At 66.4% G+C, this 18,382-nt stretch carries 16 protein-coding genes and 1 riboswitch; of the genes, 5 read left to right on the forward strand and 11 right to left on the reverse strand.

The window, feature by feature from the left end; all coding sequences use genetic code 11:
* Positions 1–63: 63 nt before the first annotated feature.
* Both AC1Z32_RS30965 and AC1Z32_RS30970 read right to left on the reverse strand, forming a co-directional pair.
* On the reverse strand, positions 64–237 hold the full coding sequence (locus tag AC1Z32_RS30965; protein ID WP_064506644.1) for a DUF1328 domain-containing protein: 174 nt from the start codon (positions 235–237) through the stop codon (positions 64–66).
* Positions 238–391: 154 nt separating this feature from the next.
* Positions 392–1,555 carry an OpgC domain-containing protein gene (locus AC1Z32_RS30970; protein ID WP_483482642.1) on the reverse strand — a complete coding sequence of 388 codons (1,164 nt, stop codon included), beginning with the start codon at positions 1,553–1,555 and terminating at the stop codon, positions 392–394.
* Positions 1,556–1,852: 297 nt separating this feature from the next.
* Here AC1Z32_RS30970 and AC1Z32_RS30975 point away from each other — a divergent pair, with 297 nt between their 5' ends.
* Positions 1,853–2,608 carry a TerC family protein gene (locus tag AC1Z32_RS30975; RefSeq protein WP_483482643.1) on the forward strand — a complete coding sequence of 252 codons (756 nt, stop codon included), beginning with the start codon at positions 1,853–1,855 and terminating at the stop codon, positions 2,606–2,608.
* 16 nt (positions 2,609–2,624) lie between these two features.
* Here the strand turns inward: AC1Z32_RS30975 and AC1Z32_RS30980 are convergent, their stop codons facing one another.
* The 6 genes from AC1Z32_RS30980 to cbiE form a co-directional block, all read right to left on the reverse strand.
* Positions 2,625–3,692 (reverse strand): class I SAM-dependent methyltransferase, encoded by a 1,068-nt coding sequence (locus AC1Z32_RS30980; RefSeq protein ID WP_483482644.1) that lies wholly within the window; start codon positions 3,690–3,692, stop codon positions 2,625–2,627.
* Between the two features lie 422 nt (positions 3,693–4,114).
* Positions 4,115–4,519 carry a DUF4186 domain-containing protein gene (locus AC1Z32_RS30985; RefSeq protein ID WP_483482645.1) on the reverse strand — a complete coding sequence of 135 codons (405 nt, stop codon included), beginning with the start codon at positions 4,517–4,519 and terminating at the stop codon, positions 4,115–4,117.
* A gap of 7 nt (positions 4,520–4,526) precedes the next feature.
* Positions 4,527–5,252: a precorrin-4 C(11)-methyltransferase gene (gene cobM, locus AC1Z32_RS30990; RefSeq protein ID WP_483482646.1), complete on the reverse strand. Its 726-nt coding sequence runs from the start codon at positions 5,250–5,252 to the stop codon at positions 4,527–4,529.
* Positions 5,249–5,998, reverse strand: a complete 750-nt coding sequence (locus AC1Z32_RS30995) for a cobalt-precorrin-6A reductase (protein WP_483482647.1) — start codon at positions 5,996–5,998, stop codon at positions 5,249–5,251. The genes cobM and AC1Z32_RS30995 overlap by 4 nt, the downstream gene beginning before the upstream one ends.
* A complete protein-coding gene (locus tag AC1Z32_RS31000) occupies positions 5,995–7,092 on the reverse strand; it encodes a cobalt-precorrin-5B (C(1))-methyltransferase (protein WP_483482648.1) in 1,098 nt (365 codons plus the stop codon). The genes AC1Z32_RS30995 and AC1Z32_RS31000 overlap by 4 nt, the downstream gene beginning before the upstream one ends.
* A 22-nt stretch (positions 7,093–7,114) precedes the next feature.
* The gene (gene cbiE, locus AC1Z32_RS31005; protein ID WP_483482649.1) at positions 7,115–8,326 is read right to left on the reverse strand and encodes a precorrin-6y C5,15-methyltransferase (decarboxylating) subunit CbiE; all 1,212 of its coding nucleotides are present in this window, start codon (positions 8,324–8,326) and stop codon (positions 7,115–7,117) included.
* A 94-nt stretch (positions 8,327–8,420) separates the two neighbouring features.
* A riboswitch (cobalamin riboswitch) is annotated at positions 8,421–8,610 on the forward strand.
* A gap of 63 nt (positions 8,611–8,673) precedes the next feature.
* Here cbiE and cobG point away from each other — a divergent pair.
* The 4 genes from cobG to cobJ are packed head-to-tail and all read left to right on the forward strand — an operon-like array spanning position 8,674 to position 12,926.
* Positions 8,674–9,942 carry a precorrin-3B synthase gene (cobG, locus tag AC1Z32_RS31010; protein ID WP_483482650.1) on the forward strand — a complete coding sequence of 423 codons (1,269 nt, stop codon included), beginning with the start codon at positions 8,674–8,676 and terminating at the stop codon, positions 9,940–9,942.
* Positions 9,935–10,561, forward strand: a complete 627-nt coding sequence (locus AC1Z32_RS31015) for a precorrin-8X methylmutase (RefSeq protein WP_483482651.1) — start codon at positions 9,935–9,937, stop codon at positions 10,559–10,561. Before cobG ends, AC1Z32_RS31015 begins: the two co-directional genes overlap by 8 nt.
* The gene (locus AC1Z32_RS31020) at positions 10,558–11,286 is read left to right on the forward strand and encodes a precorrin-2 C(20)-methyltransferase (protein ID WP_483482652.1); all 729 of its coding nucleotides are present in this window, start codon (positions 10,558–10,560) and stop codon (positions 11,284–11,286) included. Before AC1Z32_RS31015 ends, AC1Z32_RS31020 begins: the two co-directional genes overlap by 4 nt.
* On the forward strand, positions 11,274–12,926 hold the full coding sequence (gene cobJ, locus AC1Z32_RS31025; protein ID WP_483482653.1) for a precorrin-3B C(17)-methyltransferase: 1,653 nt from the start codon (positions 11,274–11,276) through the stop codon (positions 12,924–12,926). The genes AC1Z32_RS31020 and cobJ overlap by 13 nt, the downstream gene beginning before the upstream one ends.
* On the opposite strand, the gene AC1Z32_RS31030 is transcribed toward cobJ, so the two are convergent.
* From AC1Z32_RS31030 to cobN, 3 genes are all read right to left on the reverse strand, one after another.
* The gene (locus tag AC1Z32_RS31030) at positions 12,902–13,477 is read right to left on the reverse strand and encodes a vWA domain-containing protein (protein WP_483482654.1); all 576 of its coding nucleotides are present in this window, start codon (positions 13,475–13,477) and stop codon (positions 12,902–12,904) included. The two genes, cobJ and AC1Z32_RS31030, sit on opposite strands and share 25 nt — an antisense overlap.
* A 119-nt stretch (positions 13,478–13,596) precedes the next feature.
* Positions 13,597–14,604 (reverse strand): magnesium chelatase ATPase subunit I, encoded by a 1,008-nt coding sequence (locus AC1Z32_RS31035; RefSeq protein ID WP_483482655.1) that lies wholly within the window; start codon positions 14,602–14,604, stop codon positions 13,597–13,599.
* Positions 14,601–18,377 carry a cobaltochelatase subunit CobN gene (cobN, locus tag AC1Z32_RS31040; RefSeq protein WP_483482656.1) on the reverse strand — a complete coding sequence of 1,259 codons (3,777 nt, stop codon included), beginning with the start codon at positions 18,375–18,377 and terminating at the stop codon, positions 14,601–14,603. The genes AC1Z32_RS31035 and cobN overlap by 4 nt, the downstream gene beginning before the upstream one ends.
* Positions 18,378–18,382: the final 5 nt, after the last annotated feature.

Here is an 18,382-nt window from a genome sequence, read left to right on the forward strand (position 1 = left end):
CGTCGCGCCGCGCGGGTCGATTCGAGGAAGCACGCGGATGCGCCCGCGCGGCCGCTTCGGGCGCTACAGCACGAGCGACCCCGCCGTGATCGCGACGACCAGGAACACGACGAACAGGATCAGGAAGATAAAGAAGCAGATCTTGGCGATGCCCGCCGCGCCGGACGATACGCGCGTAAAGCCGAAGAGACCGGCGACGACGGAAATGATCGCGAAGAGAATGGCGAGCTTGAGCATGGCGGTTCCGGTTTTTTTGTCTTGATGACCTTCGCCTGCAAAGCGTGTGCCCCGACTGGAGGTTTTTTGTTCGAGGTGGTTGGAATGCGAGACCGTTAGTTGCGCGAGATGCACAAAATAAAAGCGGGCGGCGAACCGCCCGCTCCAGTGAATCTCAGCGCACGCCGCGCGCGCGATTGTCCGTCGCCGCCACGGTCGCGGTTGCAGCGGTTGCAGCGGCTGCCGCCGGCGCCGCCGGACGCGTGCCGATCCAGCCCGCGAGCGACTGATGCACGCGCGGCACGGCGAGCAGCGCACCGATCGCGATCGCATCGGCGGCCAGTCCCGCCGGCACATTGACGAGGCCATCGGTCAGCGTGAACAGGATCGAATCGACGACGAGGGAAATCACCGTGCCCGCGACGAACGAAAACATGCCGTCGCGCCCCAGCGCCCCGACCCAGGGCAAGCGGCGGGACACTTCCTTCACGATGCCGTAGCGCGCGAAGTTAGCCGCGATCCACGCGATGGCGAGGAAGTTGACGACCCGCGCGCCCGCCAGATCGCGCTTGAAGGCGCTGTCCAGCACGGGCGGCAGCACGAGCAGCTTGTAGTACGCCATGCCGGCGATCAACGCGACGGCGCCCGCGCTCACGACCCAGCCGAACCGGTTCGTGCTCACGCGCTGGTAAACCGGCTGGCAGCGCGCCAGCACGCCGAGCACGAACATCAACTGCCAGGCGGCGGGATTGAAGTCCCAGAGGTTGTCGTCGACGGAAGGCATGTATTCGCCGATCTGCGGCGCGAACGCCCACAGCGCGAGGCTCAGCCCGAGCAGGAGCCACGGCTTGCTGCGCGCGACCGGCAGCATGAGCGGCACGGCGAGCGCGAAGAGCGCGTACATCGGCAGGACGGCGGCGAGATACGGCTGGCGCTCGAACGTGAGAATCTGCGCGATCGACGAAACCGGCTCCGACACGAGGCTGTCGAGATCATGCAGCGCGAGATTCGGCGCGTGACCGAAGAAGGGCCGCAGCAGGAAGGATGCGACGAGCATCAGCGCCGCGGTGACGAGAAACGCGCGATACAGCTCGAACGCGCGCTTCAGGAACCGAACGCGCGCCGCGCTTTCCGAGCGCCGCGCGGCGAGCGACAGGTACGCCGTCGCGGTGGCGAAACCGCCGAGGAACACGAACACTTCCGCTGCGTCGTTCAGTGCGAACGCATGGAGCGTGAAGCGCGACAACATGCTGCCGCCGATATGATCGACGACGATGATCAGCAGAACCAGTCCCCGGAAGAAGTCCAGCTCGACGAGACGTTGTGATTTACCCTGCATGCGGCTCAGTGTGATGTCCTGCGGCGACAGGAGGTTGGACGGCGGCCGCGGGCAGGCGGCGCGAAAGGATAGGAGTTTACCCGTAAATGACGCAGCGCATCATCAGAAGAGGCGCAAATAAGCGTTTCAAATCCGGCATTTGTCGCCTATTTGCTAAATTTCCTTGACAGAATTACCGACGCCGCCCGGCGCGCTCCAGAAGAACCGTTCGATTTCTCATGAAGGTTTCAGGTTCCTTTCATTTTTCCCGCCGATCACGCTAATATCACGCCCTCATCGTCGAACCTCTTTCAAACCATGGACTACCTCGTCGCTCTTCTCGCCGATCCCGCCGCCTGGGCCGCCCTCGCGACGCTCGTCGTCATGGAAGTCGTGCTCGGCATCGACAACCTGATCTTCATCTCGATCCTGACCAACAAGCTGCCCGCGGCGCATCGGGAGCGCACGCAGCGCATCGGCATTGCGCTCGCGCTCGTGATGCGGCTCGGACTGCTCGGCACGGTCGCGCTGATCGTGCGCCTCACGACGCCGATCTTCGAGGCATTCGGCCACGGCTTCTCGTGGCGCGATCTGATCCTGATCGCGGGCGGCGTGTTTCTCGTGTGGAAAGCGACGACGGAAATCCACCATCACGTCGCGCACGACGCCGACGAGCACGCCGGCGCCGAATCGGGCAAGAGCCTGACGCCGCTATCGGCGATCGGCCAGATCCTGCTGCTGGATCTCGTGTTTTCGATCGACAGCATCGTGACGGCGGTCGGCATGACCGAGCACATTCCGATCATGTTCGTCGCGGTGATCGCCGCCGTGACGGTCATGCTGTTCGCGGCGGGCCCGCTGTCGCGCTTCATCGAGCGCAATCCGACGATCGTGATGCTCGCGCTCGGCTTTTTGCTCGTGATCGGGATGACGCTCGTCGCCGAAGGATTCGGCACGCATGTGCCGAAGGGCTATATCTACGCGGCAATGGCGTTCTCGGCGCTGGTCGAGGGGCTGAACATGATGGCGCGGCGGGCGAAGGGGCGGCGCGCGCCGCGCGAGAGCGCGCGCTGAAGCGCAATGCGCCGGGCTAGCCGGCGCGCGTGTGACCGCGCGCGCCGTTTCCTCGCAGCACGGTGACGACGCGTCGAAGCGGCGCGGTGATACGCCAGGAAGTGGACGAGACGAACTCCGCGATCGCCGCGTTGCTGGCCTGAAGCTCGGCTTGCGACACGCGTAGCTTGTCGAGCGTGTCGCCGAGCTTGCGATCGGCATCGGCGAGTCTGCTTTCGGCATCGGCGAGATCGCGCCGTGTGTCGGCCAGCGCGCTATCGGCTTGCGCGAGCCGGCTCTCAGCATCGACGAGCCGCTTTTCGATGCTGGCTGGCGCCGTATAGAACGCCTCCGTCGTGAGCGTCACGTTTGGCGGTTCCTTGCGCAGCACGATGATCATCTCGCCGCCCGTCTCGCCTCTGGCCGGCACGAAATCGACGAGATTGAACGTCAGGAAGCCCATCATCAGAATCGGCTTCAGCACCTTGCTTTCGATGGTATCGCTGTCGAACACGTGGCTGTGAATGCCGACGTGCGGCGGCGCCTTCAGCTTCTGCCTGATGCGGTCGAGATTGAGCTTGTCACGCACGTTCATCGGCCGATTGACGAATGCCTCGTCGTAATAGATTTCGCACTCGATCTGATGCTCGCGCGGAATCGCTTCGACACCCGCCAGATATTCGGCGACGAAGTGGCTCAGCGCCGTGTCCTGCCGATACTTGTCGAAGCTGAATTTCTTGTCGGGCAAGGCGAGAAACAGGATGCCGCCATCGTTCATCATCGCGCAGAGATCCGCGAGCCACTGGATCATGTTCGGCGCGTGCTCCATCACGTGATTCGCGATGATGTAGTCGAATGTGTCGCTGATGTAGTCGCCATACCGGTTCGATTTGACGACGTAATCGATCTCCGGAATCTGCTCGATGAGATCGGGATGAGTGCATTCGCGCACCAGCTGTTCACGATTCTTCCAGTCCAGATAGCGCACTTGCGCTTCGGATTTGAAAACGGTCGGCTGGTCGTAGGGCCCCAGTTCGAGCCCGAGGCCCGACAAGTCGGTGTGCTTCAGAAGATGACCGCGCCGAAGCTGGGTAACGAGATTCATCCAACGGCTCCTCTGCATCAAATTCGACGTTCGAATCGTCAGCCGACGTGAATCGGCCATTACTTGATGCGGGCGCGCCTTGCCGCTCGCCGACTGAAGTTACCACAACTCCGCGCCGGCGTGATGTCGCCATCCAGAACGGCGGATGAGCCTAATTCGTTGCAACGGTCGCGGTGGGTTTTCGAATATTGTGCATATCGTCCGACGGTTGATCCTTTACGCAGACCATAAAAGATATGGGGTCCTTTGATGAGGTTTTTCGCGTAGGGCGATCTGCTCGCCAGGCATTTCGGCGTGGGTTTGGGGCCGCAGGTTTTCGCGTCGCTGATGGTCGTGGCGATACGGCACGCGCGTCTAGAAGCCGCCGATACCGGCACGGTGGCCGCCGTTCCGGCAATGGACCATGCGCGATGAAGCGGCACTCAGAAAGGTAATTTGCGCTGCGGGTCGTCTGGCGCGCCGGCGTTCGCGGCCGGAAGCGGCTGCGCGCGCAGCCAGCGCTCGATCGCATCGACGACATGCCGGCGCTCGGCATCGTCGAGTATTTTGCCCGCCGCGATGCCATGCCATTTGGCGAGGCACGAGCGGCAGCACGTCGCCGTCGCGTGCTGCGCGATGAATACCGGATGCCCGCGAAACGGTGTCTGCTTCCCGTCGTTCAAAGGCGCCTGCGGGGCGAGCCGCTTGCCGATCAACTCACGCGCCTGCGCGACGACCGTGTCGATGCCCTTCTCCCGCAGGTACTTCCCTTCCCGCACGCCGAGCGCGAAGCGCCGCCGGAACGCGGATTTCGCGAGCGCGTCGAAAACGGCGTCGAGATCGCGCATGGCGTGCTCAGTCCTTCGCGTAGAGCGTCGAGTCCGCGAAGCCTTCCGCGCTCAGCACGCGGCCGACCAGAATCATCGCGGTGCGCTCCATGCCCGCCGCGCGCACCTTCGATGCGATGTCCGCGAGCGTGCCCTGCACGCGCGTCTCGTCCGGCCAGCTCGCGCGAAACACGACAGCCACCGGGCAATCCGCGCCGTAGTGCGGCATCAGATCGGCGACGATGCGCTCGATATGCCGCACGCCGAGATGAATGGCGAGCGTCGCGCGATGGCGCGCGAGATCGGCAAGGTTTTCGCCTTCGGGCATCGACGTCTTCGTCGCGTAGCGCGTGAGGATCACCGTCTGCGAGATGCCGGGCAGCGTCAGCTCGCGCTTCAGCGCCGCCGCCGATGCCGCCGCCGCCGTCACGCCCGGCACCACTTCGTAAGGAATCGCGAGGGCATCGAGCCTGCGGATCTGCTCGCCGATCGCGCCGTACAGTGACGGATCGCCCGAATGCACGCGCGCCACATCGTGCCCGTTCGCGTGCGCTTCATGCAGAAGCGCGACGATCGCATCGAGATCGAGCTCGGCCGTGTCGATGCATTTCGCCGCGCGATGCCCCTCCAGCACTTCCTTCGGCACGAGCGACCCGGCGTAAAGAATCACGGGACACGCGCGAATGAGCCGCTGCCCCTTGACGGTGATGAGTTCGGGATCGCCCGGTCCGGCGCCGATGAAATAGACGGTCATGTTTCGGATGTGTGGGTTCGGTCGAGCCAATGCAGGAGCGCATCGCGCGCGCTCGCGGCATCGTCGAAGATTCGGTCGGCGGCGGGCAGCGCGGGCCGCGCGAGCATCACGACGGGCAAGCCGCGCTCACGCGCAACGGCCAGCTTCGCCTCGGTCGCGCGCCCGCCGCTGTTCTTGCTGATGACGACATCGATGTGCGCCGCGTCGAACAGCGCGCGCTCGCCTGCGAGATCGAACGGACCGCGCGCATCGATGATATGCGCGCGCGCATTGCCCGGATGCGCGTCGAGACAGCGAATCGTCCAGTATTGCGATGCGGGAATGTCGTGCAGATGCGCGAGCGGCTCGCGCCCGAGCGTGAACAGCGGCCGATGAAACGCCGCGATCCGTTCGACGATATCGCCCCAGTCCGACGCGTGGCGCCAGTCGTCGCCCGGCTGCGCCTGCCATGCGGGACGACGCACCGCCCAGAGCGGCACGCGCGCGATCGCGCACGCCGCGTGCGCGTGGCGGCTCATCTGCGCGGCGTACGGATGCGTCGCATCGACGACGAGCGCGATCGTCTCGTCGAGCAGATAACGCGCGAGCCCTTCGATGCCGCCGAACCCGCCGACGCGCACCGCGCACGCGAGATCCGCCGGCACGCGCCCGAGGCCCGCGAGACTGTAGACGTGCGCGGCCTCGGGAAGCGCACGCGCGATCGCAAGGGCGTCGCCGGTGCCGCCGAGCAGAAGCACGCGCTTCATGCCGCGCTCCCGACAATGTTGCCCTGCCTGTCGATCGCGAAGGTCTCGACGGCGATGCCCGCTGGCAGCACGTCGAGCGCGACATCGCGCGCGCGCCGGCACACGATATCGCCGAGCGCGATGCCTTCGGCGCGGGCGAGCCTGAGCGCTTCCTGGCTCGTGTTGGCCGCGCGGATCGACGCCTGCAGCGCCGCGCTCGCGCCCGCATCGGCGGCCCAGACGGCGAGCAGCGGCAAGTCGATGCTGGAGCTGCGGCTGTGCAGATCCATGTGCCCCGCCGCCAGCTTGGACAGCTTGCCGAAGCCGCCGCACAGGCTGAGCTTGTCGACGTTCGCGCGGCGCAGGTGCTTCAGCACGGCGCCCACGAAGTCGCCCATTTCGATCAGCGCGATGTCGGGCAGGCCGTAACGCGCGCGCATCGCGTCCTCGCTCTGATTGCCGGTGCACGCGGCGATATGCCGATAACCGTTCGCCCGCGCGACATCGATGCCCTGATGAATCGACGCGATATACGCCGAGCACGAAAACGGCCTGACGATGCCCGTCGTGCCGAGTATCGACAAGCCGCCGACGATGCCGAGGCGCGGGTTCATCGTCTTCTGCGCGAGCGCCTCGCCGTTCTCCACGCCGATACTGACTTCGAAACCGCCGTGGTAATGGGCGCTCGCGGCGAGCGCTTCGAGATGTTCGGTCATCATCCTGCGCGGCACCGGGTTGATCGCCGGTTCGCCGACGGCGAGCGCGAGCCCCGCGCGCGTCACGGTGCCAACGCCCGGTCCCGCATGAAAACGCACGCCCGGTTCATCGGACAGCCGCACGCGCGCGAACACGAGCGCGCCGTGCGTCACGTCGGGATCGTCGCCCGCATCCTTGATGACGCCCGCCTCGGCCGCATCGCTTTCGTCGGACGCGCGGCGGCAGAACGAGAGCATCATCGTCACGCGCCGGCCCTTCGGCAGCACGATCTCCGCGCGCTCGCCCGTCTCGCCGAGCAGCAACAGGCGCGCAGCCGCGAGGCTCGTCGCGGTCGCGCAGCTTCCCGTCGTGTAGCCGCTTCTGAGCGGCGCGGCTTTTTCCGGCGTTTCGTCACGCATAGGTTTCGTCACGCATATTGCGTCACGGTTTGCTCACGTGCAAAAGCGTGATCGGCAGCGCGGGCCGCCACGTATCGAAACTGCCGAGCGGCTCCGCCTGTGTGATGCCGATACGCGTCAGCTCGCCGCCATGCCGCGCGCGCCACTCGACGAGCGCCGCTTCGCTTTGCAGCGTCACCGCATTGGCGACGAGCCGTCCGCCCTGACGCAGACGCGCCCAGCACGCATCGAGCACGCCCGGCGCGGTCAGGCCGCCGCCGATGAACACGGCATCGGGCGCGGGCAGGCCATTGAGCGCGGCGGGCGCCTCGCCTCGCACGAGCTGCAGCGCGGGCACGCCGAGCGCGTCGCGGTTGTGCTCGATGAGACGCTGCCGGCTTTCGTTCGATTCGATCGCGAACGCGCGGCACGCGCCGTGCGCGCGCATCCACTCGATGCCGATCGAGCCGCAGCCCGCGCCGACATCCCACAGCAATTCGCCCGGCTGCGGCGCGAGATGCGCGAGCGTCACCGCGCGCACGTCGCGCTTGGTGAGCTGGCCATCGTGCCGATAGGCGTCGTCGGGAAGGCCCGGCGTAAGCGGCGGACCGGCATGGCCCGCGTGCGTGCGGCATTCGATCGCGACGAGATTGAGCGCGGCGGCGAGCGGCTCGCGCCAGTCGTCGGCGCGCTCGTCGATACGGCGTTCGTTCGCGCCGCCGAGATGCTCGAACACGGTCATGCGGCTCGCGCCGAAGCCGTGCGCGGTCAGCAGCGTGGCGACGGCGGCGGGCGTCGTGCCGTCGGCGGAAAGCACGAGCAGGCGCACGCCGCGATGCAGGCTCGCGAGCAGCGACGCGACGGGCCGCCCGACGAGCGACACGCACACCGCGTCCTGCAGCGCCCAGCGCAGGCGCGCCGCCGCGAGCGACAGCGACGACGGCGCGGGAATGACGCGCATTTCCTCGTTGGCGACTTCGCGCGCGAGCGTCGCGCCGACGCCGAAGCACATCGGATCGCCGCTTGCGAGCACGCACACGCGGGTCGTGGCGTCGCCGCGATCGCCGAGCACGGCATCGAGTGAAAAGGGTTTCGGCCACGGCACGCGGCGCGCGGCGATGCGCGCCGGCAGCAGCGCGAGGTGGCGCTCGCCGCCGTGAATCGACTGCGCGTCGAGCAGCGCTCGCCGCGCCATGCGGGAAAGGCCGTGCCAGCCGTCTTCGCCGATCCCCACCACGGTCAGCCAGGTCGACATGCGCCGCCTCCTTTTTGCGGTTCGACAAGCGCTTCACGCCGCCGCACAACGCGCGCGGACGGCCTCGAAGCGCTTGGATGGTCGATAAAAGCGGGCATAATACAGGTCCGTCGGTGCCCCGGGGTTGTCAAACTCAGGGGCTAATAGGGAACACAGCAAAACTGTGGCTGCCCCCGCAATTGTACGCAGCGAGTCCGCGCTCCACTGCCACTGGTTTTTACCGGGAAGGCCGGCGCGAACGAAGACCTGCCAGCCAAGAGACCTGCCGACTCACCGCATTCGCGCGACGCCGACCGGGCGGGGTGTACCGGTTCGCTCATCATGCGCGAAGCCCTACGGGTCACGCTTTGACTTCATTCGACCGTCCATCGATCCCGAACGCTCCGCGCGCATCCGCGTGTCCGGGCCTGATGCGCATCGTGCCCGCGCGCGACGGCGGCCTCGCGCGCCTGCGTCTCGCGGGCGGCGCATTGAGCGCGCACGCGGCGCGGGCCGTCGCGCGCGCGGCGCGAACGTGCGGCTCGGGCGTGATCGAAGTGACCAATCGCGCGAATCTGCAACTGCGCGGCATCCGCGACGATGCCCACGCTGAACTGGTGAATATCGCGTCCGGCGCGGGCCTCGGCCCGGCGATGCCAGGCGGCGACGATCTCCGCAACGTGATGCTGAGCCCGCTCGCAAGCGACGAGACGCGCGCGCTCGCCGCGGACATCATCGACGCGATGCAGGCCGATGTGTCGCTGCGCGCGCTGTCGCCGAAGTTCGCGCTGCAGCTCGACGGCGGCGAGCAACTCGCGATGCTCGATCATCCGCACGATCTGTGGCTGTCTTCGCTCGACGGCGGCGCGCGCTTCGCATTCGGCTTTGCGGGAACGATGCAGCAGCGCGCGCACGGTGCCATCGCGCGCGGCGACGTGGTGACGTTCGCCTTGAACGTGCTGCGCCGTTTTCTCGCGCTGGCATCGCCCGAAGAGCATCGCATGCGCGATCTGCTTGCGCGCATCGGCATCGAGCGCTTTCTCGAAGCATTCCATTTCGATGCGCACGCGAACGCATGGCAACGCGCACCCGCCGATGCATCGCTGCGTCTCGGCGCGCACGCCGAACCGCATCGCGCGACGTGGTACGCGGGCGCGCAAACGCCGCTCGGCCGCCTCGACGCGCGCATGCTCGAAGCGCTCGCCGATCTCGCCGAAACGCATGCCGAAGGCCGCCTCGTGATGACGCCATGGCAAAGCGTGCTGATACCCGGCATCGCGCCTCAGAACACACACGACGTGCTGCAAGGCCTGCGTGCACTCGGCCTCGCCACCGATCCGCGCGATCCGCTCGCACGTCTCATCGCGTGCGCGGGTTCCGAGGGCTGCATCAAGAGCCGTGCCGATACCAAAGCCGACGCGCATCGCCTCGCCCCGCTCCTGCCCTCGCATGACGAAGGGCCAGTGCATCTGAGCGGCTGCGAGCGTTCGTGCGCGGCGGCGCATCCCGTGCCGGTGACGCTCTATGCCGTCGCGCCGGGACGATACGACCTGCATCGCGACGCCCACGCCGTCGCGCGCAACCTGACCATCGAAGAGGCGGCCGAACGGCTCGCCCGGAGCCATGCCGATGCCTGACTATATCCGCGACGGCGCGGAGATCTATCGCCAGTCCTTTGCGACGATCCGCGCCGAAGCCGACCTCGCCGCCGTTCCCGCCGACCTCGAAAAGCTCGCGGTGCGCCTGATCCATGCATGCGGCATGGTCGATATCGTGAGCGATCTGCGCTTTTCTTCCGGCGCGGGCATCGCGGGCCGGCGCGCGCTCGCAGCCGGCGCGCCGGTTCTGTGCGACGCGCGCATGGTCGCCGAAGGCATCACGCGCGCGCGCCTTCCCGCCGACAACCGCGTGATCTGCACATTGAGCGACTCGTCGATCGCCGAGCGCGCCCGCGCGATGAACAACACGCGCTCGGCGGCCGCGCTCGAACTCTGGCGGCCGCATCTCGAAGGCGCGATCGTCGCGATCGGCAATGCGCCGACCGCGCTCTTTCATCTGCTCGACATGCTCGATGCGGATGCGCCGAAGCCCGCGCTCATACTGGGCTTTCCGGTCGGCTTCATCGGCGCGGCGGAATCGAAGGCGATGCTCGCCGCCGACAGCCGCGGCGTGCCCTTCGTCGCGCTGCTAGGCCGGCGCGGCGGCAGCGCGATGGCGGCGGCAGCGGTGAACGCACTTGCCTCGGAGGCCGAATGATGAGCGGACGTCTCTATGGTCTCGGCGTCGGTCCCGGCGATCCCGAACTGATCACCGTGAAGGCGCTGCGGCTTCTGAAGGCCGCGCCGGTGGTCGCGTATTTCGTCGCGAAGGGCAAGAAGGGCAATGCGTTCGGCATCATCGAAGCGCATCTCGACGATGCGCAGACGCGCCTGCCGCTCGTCTATCCGGTGACGACGGAAGCGCTCGAACCGCCGCTCTGTTACGAAACGATCATCAGCGCGTTCTACGACGAAGCCGCGCTCACGATCTCCGGCCATCTCGAAGCCGGCCGCGATGTCGCGGTGATCTGCGAAGGCGATCCGTTCTTCTACGGCTCGTACATGTATCTGCACGATCGTCTCGCCGGGCGCTTCGACGCGCATGTCGTGCCTGGCGTGTGCTCGATGCTCGGCGGCGTCGCGGTGCTGGGCGTGCCGCTCGTGTACCGCAATCAGAGTTTGTCGGTGCTGTCGGGCGTGCTGCCCGAAGACGAACTGAAGCGCCGCCTCGAAGCGGCGGATGCGGCCGTCATCATGAAGCTCGGGCGCAATTTCGACAAAGTGCGGCGCGTGCTCGCGGCGCTCGGCCTCGATGAGCGCGCGCTGTATGTCGAGCGCGCGACGATGGCGAACCAGCGCATCGTGCCGCTCGATGAAGTCGATCCGATGGCGTCGCCGTATTTTTCGCTGCTCGTCGTGCCGGGGAAGAAATGGCGGGCGTGAATGCTTCGGCACCGATGGCGATCGTCGTGCTCGGCCCCGCCGCGATCGATACCGCGCGGCGCATTCAGGCGCGTTTTCCTGAATCGCGCGTGCATGGGCTCGCGAATCGCGTGAGCGCGGATATCGCTTACGACGACTTCGGCGCGCACGTGCGCGAGTTGTATCGAGCGGGCGTGCCGATAGTCGCGCTGTGTTCGGCGGGCATCGTGATTCGCGCGCTCGCGCCTTGTCTCATCGACAAGGACGCCGAGCCGCCCGTGCTCGCCGTCGCGCAGGATGGCAGCGCGGTCGTGCCGCTCATCGGCGGAATGAGCGGCGTGAACGTGCTGGCGCGCGAGATCGGCATTGCGCTCGACATCGCGCCCGCGATCACGACGAGCGGCGAACTGCGCTTCGGTCAATGCCTGCTCGCGCCGCCCGAAGGTTATGCGCTCGCGGATATCGAGCAGGGCAAGCGCTTCGTGTCGGACTTGCTGGCGGGCGCGACGACGCGCATCGAAGGCCGCGCGCCCTGGCTCGACAATGCCGCCCTGCCCCGCGCCGACGATGCGCGTCTTGCCGTGCGCATCACGCCGCTCGCCGTGAACGATGAAGACAGCCTCGTGATCCATCCGCGTTGCGTGCTCGCGTGGGTCGGCGATGCATCTTCCGGCGATGAGATCGCCGAACGCGTGCGTCTCGCGATGCGCGAGCGCGGTGTGTCGCCGCTCGCGCTTGCGGCGTTGACCGCGCCTGCGCGTGACATGGCTTCGCGCTCGCTCGACGATGCCGCGCGCGCGTTGAATGTGCCGCTGCGCTTTTGCGATACCGCGCCGTTCGACGCCAGCGATGTGCACGGCATCGCGCTGCACGTCGGCGATGCGCCCATCGATGCGCAATCGACAGGCCGTGCGCGCGGCACGCTGACCGTGATCGGACTCGGCCCCGGCAGCGCGGAACTGATGACGCCCGCCGCGCGCGCCGCGCTCGACATCGCGCAGGACGTGCTCGGCTACGAAACCTATGTGCGCATGGCTGGCCCGTTTCGCGACGATCAGCGCGTGCACATGACGGACAACCGGGAGGAATTGCAGCGCGCGCGTCATGCGTTCGAACTCGCGAGCGAGGGACGGCGCGTGGTCGTGGTGTCGTCGGGCGATCCGGGCGTGTTCGCGATGGCGGCGGCCGTGCTCGAAGCGCTCGACGAAGGCGGCGCGGCGCACGCCGAATGGAGCGCCGTTAAGCTCGCGATCGTGCCGGGCGTGTCGGCATCGCTCGCGACGGCCGCGCGTGCGGGCGCGCCGCTGGGTCATGATTTTTGCGTGCTGTCGCTGTCGGATAACCTCAAGCCGTGGAGCGTGATCGAGAAGCGCATCGCGCATGCGGGCGAAGCGGATCTCGCGATGGCGTTCTACAACCCGCTGTCGAAGGCGCGGCCGTGGCAGTTCGATCGGGCGATCGAGATCGTGAAGCGGTATCGCGATTCGAAGACGCCCGTTGTGCTCGGACGGGATATCGGGCGGCCTGCCGAAACGTTGCGCGTGGTGACGCTAGGCGAGTTGAAAAGCGAACTCGTCGATATGCGGACGATGGTTATAGTCGGGTCATCGACGACGCGGGTCGTCGGGGATTGGGTTTATACGCCGCGGTGGTATGAGTAGGACAGGGCGTCGGCGGTGACGTATTGCGCGTCCCAGTCACGCGCGAGCGACTCGCCGCGTCCGGCTCGCACCATCCCCTCTTCAAAATCCACGACGACGATCTCATCCGCCGACGACGGCGCCGCCGGCCGTTCATTCGTGCGCCCGTCGGTCAGCACCCACAGCCAGCGTCTTTGCGACGGCCTGCGCCGCGCCGCGCGCGCGAGCACGGTTTCCGCGCTCGACAAACCAAGCGCGAGCGGCGTGCCCCCACCGCCGCCGATCGGCGCGATCCAGCGCTCATTGAACCAATGCGCCGCGCCCGGCTGACGACGCACCTCCGCACGCCCTGCGCCGAAGCACACGAGCGCGACTTCCGCCCGCTCGCGATAAGCCCGATCGAACAACGCGACGAGCAAGCCTTTTGCGCGCGCTAGACGTTCGCCCGCGAGCATCGAACCCGAGCAATCGAGCACGAAGCAATGCAGAATCGCGCTTTCGCCTTGCGTGCGCCGATAACGAAGATGACGCGCATCGAGACGCGCGGAACGCTTCGCACGCAGGGTCGTCATCCAGTCGATGGAGTGGCTTTCCTCGCCTTCGCGCCCGGCGAAGCGGCCTTTCGAACGCGCTTCGTTCCATCGAAGGCGATGCCCTGTGTCAAAGGCATCCGCGTCGCGCCTTCGATGGCTCAGGCTTTTTTTGCGGCGAGCGGCCTCACTTGCTTGATCTTCGTGGTGCCCGCAGGCTCGGGCGGCATGTAGCCCCATTCCGACTCGCCCGCGTTCGTCTCGCGCGGTGCCGATTCACGCTCCGCATGGTCCGGCGAAGACGCGTGAGCTTCCCGGCGACGATGCTTCAGCACCGCCTCCGCGACACGCTCGACATGCACCACGGCCACGTTCGAAGCGCCTTCGAATGCGGCCAAAGCCCGCGCCGCGCGCAACATCACGATGTCGGCGCGCAAGCCATCGACATGCGCCGCGATGCAAAGCTCGCTCACGCGCGCATGAACGGCGTCGTCGAAATCGAAGGTCGAGAGCACCGCACGCGCCGCGTGAATGCGTTGGCTCAAGGAAGCCTGCTCGCTTTCCTGCCGCGCGCGAAACGCATCGGGAGCGGCATCGAATGCGAGACGCGCTTTCACGATGCGCTGCCGTACGCCCGAATCGAAGCAATTGCTCATCTCCACGGCGAGCCCGAAGCGATCGAGCAATTGCGGACGCAGTTCGCCCTCTTCCGGATTCATCGTGCCGATCAGCACGAAACGCGCGTCATGCCGATGCGAAATGCCATCGCGCTCGACGATGTTCACGCCGCTCGCGGCGACATCGAGCAACTGGTCGACGAGCGGATTCGGCAGGAGATTGACTTCATCGACATAAAGCACGCCCAGGTGCGCTTTCGCAAGCAGGCCCGGCGAGAACTTCACGCCGCCGTCGCGCAATGCGCTTTGGATGTCGAGCGTGCCGATCAGTTGCTCCTCGCTCGCGCCGAGCGGCAAGGTCACGAACTTTCCTTCGGGCATCAGCTCCGCGAGCGCGCGCGCCGCCGTGGACTTCGCCGTGCCGCGCGGCCCGCTCACGAGCACGCCGCCGATAGACGGATCGACCGCCGCCAGCAAAAGTGCCTGCTGCAAGGGCTCTTGCGCGACGAGCGCGGAGAAAGGAAATACCGGCGATGAAATGGTTTCGTTCAAGACTGTCGGCCTTCGATTCGCTGTTCGACATCGATCAGATGCCGTTCGACCTGCTCGCGATAGCCAGCGGGTTCCTGCCACAAGCCACGCTCCATCGCTTCGAGCAGGCGCTCGCAGATCGATTGCAGCGCGTGCGGATTGTGCGCCGTGATGAACGCGCGCGTGTCGGCGTCGTTCACATAGGCATCGGTGACGAGCGCGTATTGATGATCGGACACGACGCGCGCCGTCGCGTCATAGCCGAAGAGATAATCGACCGTCGCGGCAAGCTCGGAGGCGCCCTTGTAGCCGTGACGCTTCACGCCATCGATCCACTTCGGATTGACGACGCGCGAGCGCACCACGCGCGCGATCTCTTCATTCAGCGTGCGCACGCGCGGCGCGGCGGGATTGCTGTGATCCGCGTTGTACGTCTGCGGCTGCACGCCCGACAGGTAACGCACGGCCGCGACCATGCCGCCCTGAAACTGGTGATAGTCGTTCGAATCGAGCAGATCGTGTTCGCGGTTGTCCTGATTCTGCAACACGACATCGAGGTTCGAAAGCCGCGTGCCGAAGCTCGCGCGGGCTTCGACGCCATCGCCGCCTTGCGAATACGCGTAGCCGCCGGTGCTTTGATACGCGGCGGAAAGATCGGCGTCGGTCTGCCATTGCCTTGCATCGATCAATTCCTGCAGGCCCGCGCCGTATGCGCCCGGCTTCGTGCTGAACACGCGCCAGCCCGCGCGCCGCCGCGCTTCCTTCGCATCGATGCCGCGCGCGATCAGCTCGTCGCGCTCGCGAAGAATGCGCGCTCGGATCGGGTTCACGTCGGCGGGTTCGTCGTCGAGTTCGGCGACGGCTTGCACGGCGGCGTCGAAGAGATGCATCAGATTCGCGAACGCATCGCGGAAGAAGCCGGACACGCGCAGCGTCACGTCGATGCGCGGCCGGTTGAAGATGGAGATCGGCAGAATCTCGAAGTCCGTCACGCGATGGCTGCCCGCCGCCCACTTCGGCCGCACGCCTATCAGCGCGAACGCCTGCGCGATATCGTCGCCGCCGGTGCGCATCGTCGCCGTGCCCCACACCGACAAACCGATCGCACGCGGGAAATCGCCGTGATCCTGCACGTGGCGCTCGACCAATGCGTTGGCGGATTTCACGCCGAGCGACCACGCGGCTTGCGTCGGCAATGCGCGCGTATCGACGGAATAGAAGTTGCGGCCCGTGGGCAGCACGTCCGGCCTGCCGCGCGATGGCGAGCCGCTCGGCCCCGGCGGCACGAAACGTCCTTCGAGGCCGCGCTTCAGCTGCATCAGCTCTTGCGGTCCGCATGCGTCGAGCCGCGCGAGCACATCGCCGCGCAGTCTTTGGAGCACGAGCGCCGCATGTGGACCGGGCGCATGAGCATCATCGTCCGACAATAGTTGCATCGCTAACGATTCGAGACGCTCGCGCGTATCGCCGTGATGACGCCACGGCGCGTCGCTGACTTCGGCAAGCGCGTGCGGGCGTGGTCCGGTCCACGGCGCGGCCCAGTCGGCATCGAGTGGGTCGAAGGCAGCGGGGAGTTGCAGATCGCGCGCGATCGCCGTGATGAGGCTCGCGTTCGCGCCTTGCCCATCGCCGATCGGAAAGCGGCCGAGCGCGAGCAGCGTATCGCGCCGCTGCACGCCTTGCGGCGACACGCCGAACACATGCAGGCCGTCCCGAATCTGTGCTTCCTTCAATTCGCAGAGGTACGCATCGGCGCGCGTGAGCAGCGCATCTTCGCCGACGATATCGCGCGGCGCATCGAGCCCGAGCTCTTCGTGCAGCCTGTTCTCGACGATGTTCGCGAGAATCGACTTGCGCAGGAGCTTCGCGCGGCGCGCATCGACCATCAGCGCTTCGTAGTATTCGTCGACCTGACGTTCGAGGTCCTGCAAAGGCCCGTAGTTTTCGGCGCGCGTGAGCGGCGGCATCAGATGATCGATGATGACCGCCTGTGCGCGGCGCTTCGCCTGACTGCCTTCGCCCGGATCGTTCACGATGAACGGATAGAGATGCGGCATCGGCCCGAGAATCGCATCGGGCCAGCACGACGACGACAACGCGACGCTCTTGCCCGGCAGCCATTCGAGATTGCCGTGCTTGCCCACATGCACGAGCGCATCCGCCTGAAAGCGCAGGCGCAGCCAGAAATAGAACGCCAGATACGAATGCGGCGGAACGAGCTCGGCGTCGTGATAGCTCGCGTAATCGTTGCGCTCGCGCGAGCGTGAAGGCTGAATACCGATGAAGATTTCGCCGCAGCGATAACCCGCGATCATGAAGCGGCCGCGTCTTAACGTCGGGTCGTCTTCGGGCGCGCCCCAGGTCTTTTCGAGCGCGGCGCGCGCATCGGCGGGAAGCAGGCGATATGCATCGAGGTAGTCGTCGAGCGAAAGGCTCTGCAACGCGGGACGCAGATCGCGCACGACGGGGTCGTTGGTCACGCCTTCGGTCAGCGCGGCGATGAGCGCATCGCCGTTCGCGGGAATCGGGCCGACGCGATAGCCTTCGCACGCGAGCATCGCCAGTATGCCGATGGCCGACGCGGGCGTATCCAACCCCACGCCATTGCCGATGCGCCCTTCGCTCGCCGGATAGTTCGCGAGCACGAGCGCGATGCGCTTCTGCGCGTTCGGCGTATGACGCAGCTTGCACCAGCGTCGGCTCAGCTCGGCCACGAAGCGCACGCGCTCGGCATCGGCCTGATAGCGCACGACATCCACTTGCGTATGCTTGCAGTGATACGCGAGCCCCTTGAAGCTCACCGCGCGCGTGATGATGCGGCCATCGACTTCGGGCAGCGCGACGTGCATCGCGACATCGCGCGAATTCAGGCCGTGATTGTCCTTTTGCCAATCGTCGCGATTGCCGCCGCTCAGAATGACTTGCAGCACGGGCGCATCGCCCGCGACTTCGAATGCTTCGTCCTCGCCGATCACGCTCGCGGCAAAGGCCGTCGTGTTCAATACGAGCGACGCGCGATGCTCCGCGCACAAGCGCTCGACCACTTCGCGGCTCACGCTTTCCTTCAGCGACGAAATCGCGATTGGCAGCGGATTCATGCCTTCTTTTTCGAGCGCTTCGATGAGCGCATCGAACACGGCGGTGTTGCCCGACTGCAAATGCGCGCGATAGAACAGCATGCCGACGACGGGCGCGCCTTCGGTCCAGCGCGCCTGCCAGTCTTCGATTGCCGCAATATCGCGCTCGGGATGATAGATCGCGACGGCAGGCAGCGGGCTCGGCGCTTGCGGCTCGCGTCCGAAGCCGAATGCGCGGTGTGCGATCGAGCGCAGAAACTCTTCCGCATTGCGTGCGCCGCCCTCGCGCAGATAGCGCGACAACTCGCGGCAGAACTGCGCATCCGCCGTGCTCTTGCCGATGAGATTCGGGTCCTCGGTCAGATCGCCCGAGAACATCGCGAGCATCTGCTTTTCTTTCCTCGCCAGCGCGACGAGGCGCTCGATACCATACGGCCAGTACGACTCGCCGCCGAGATGATCGACGATCACGACCTTCGCGTGACGCAAGACATCGTCGACATAGAAATCGACGGAAGCCGGTTGACGCAGGAACGCCTGATTCGCGAGCCGCACTTCGGGAAAGCCGGCTTCGAGACGCGGAAACACGCTCGCGAGCAGCGCGAGCGTCGTATCGGCGGAACTGAGCACGACGATCGGTGCGCTCGTCTGATCGATGCGCATGACGCCCTGCGCGTCGTCGACAAAGCCTCCCGGTGTCGTGCGGAGCAGATGCATCGCTG

It is taken from the genome of Caballeronia sp. 11_S32, from assembly GCF_056930355.1.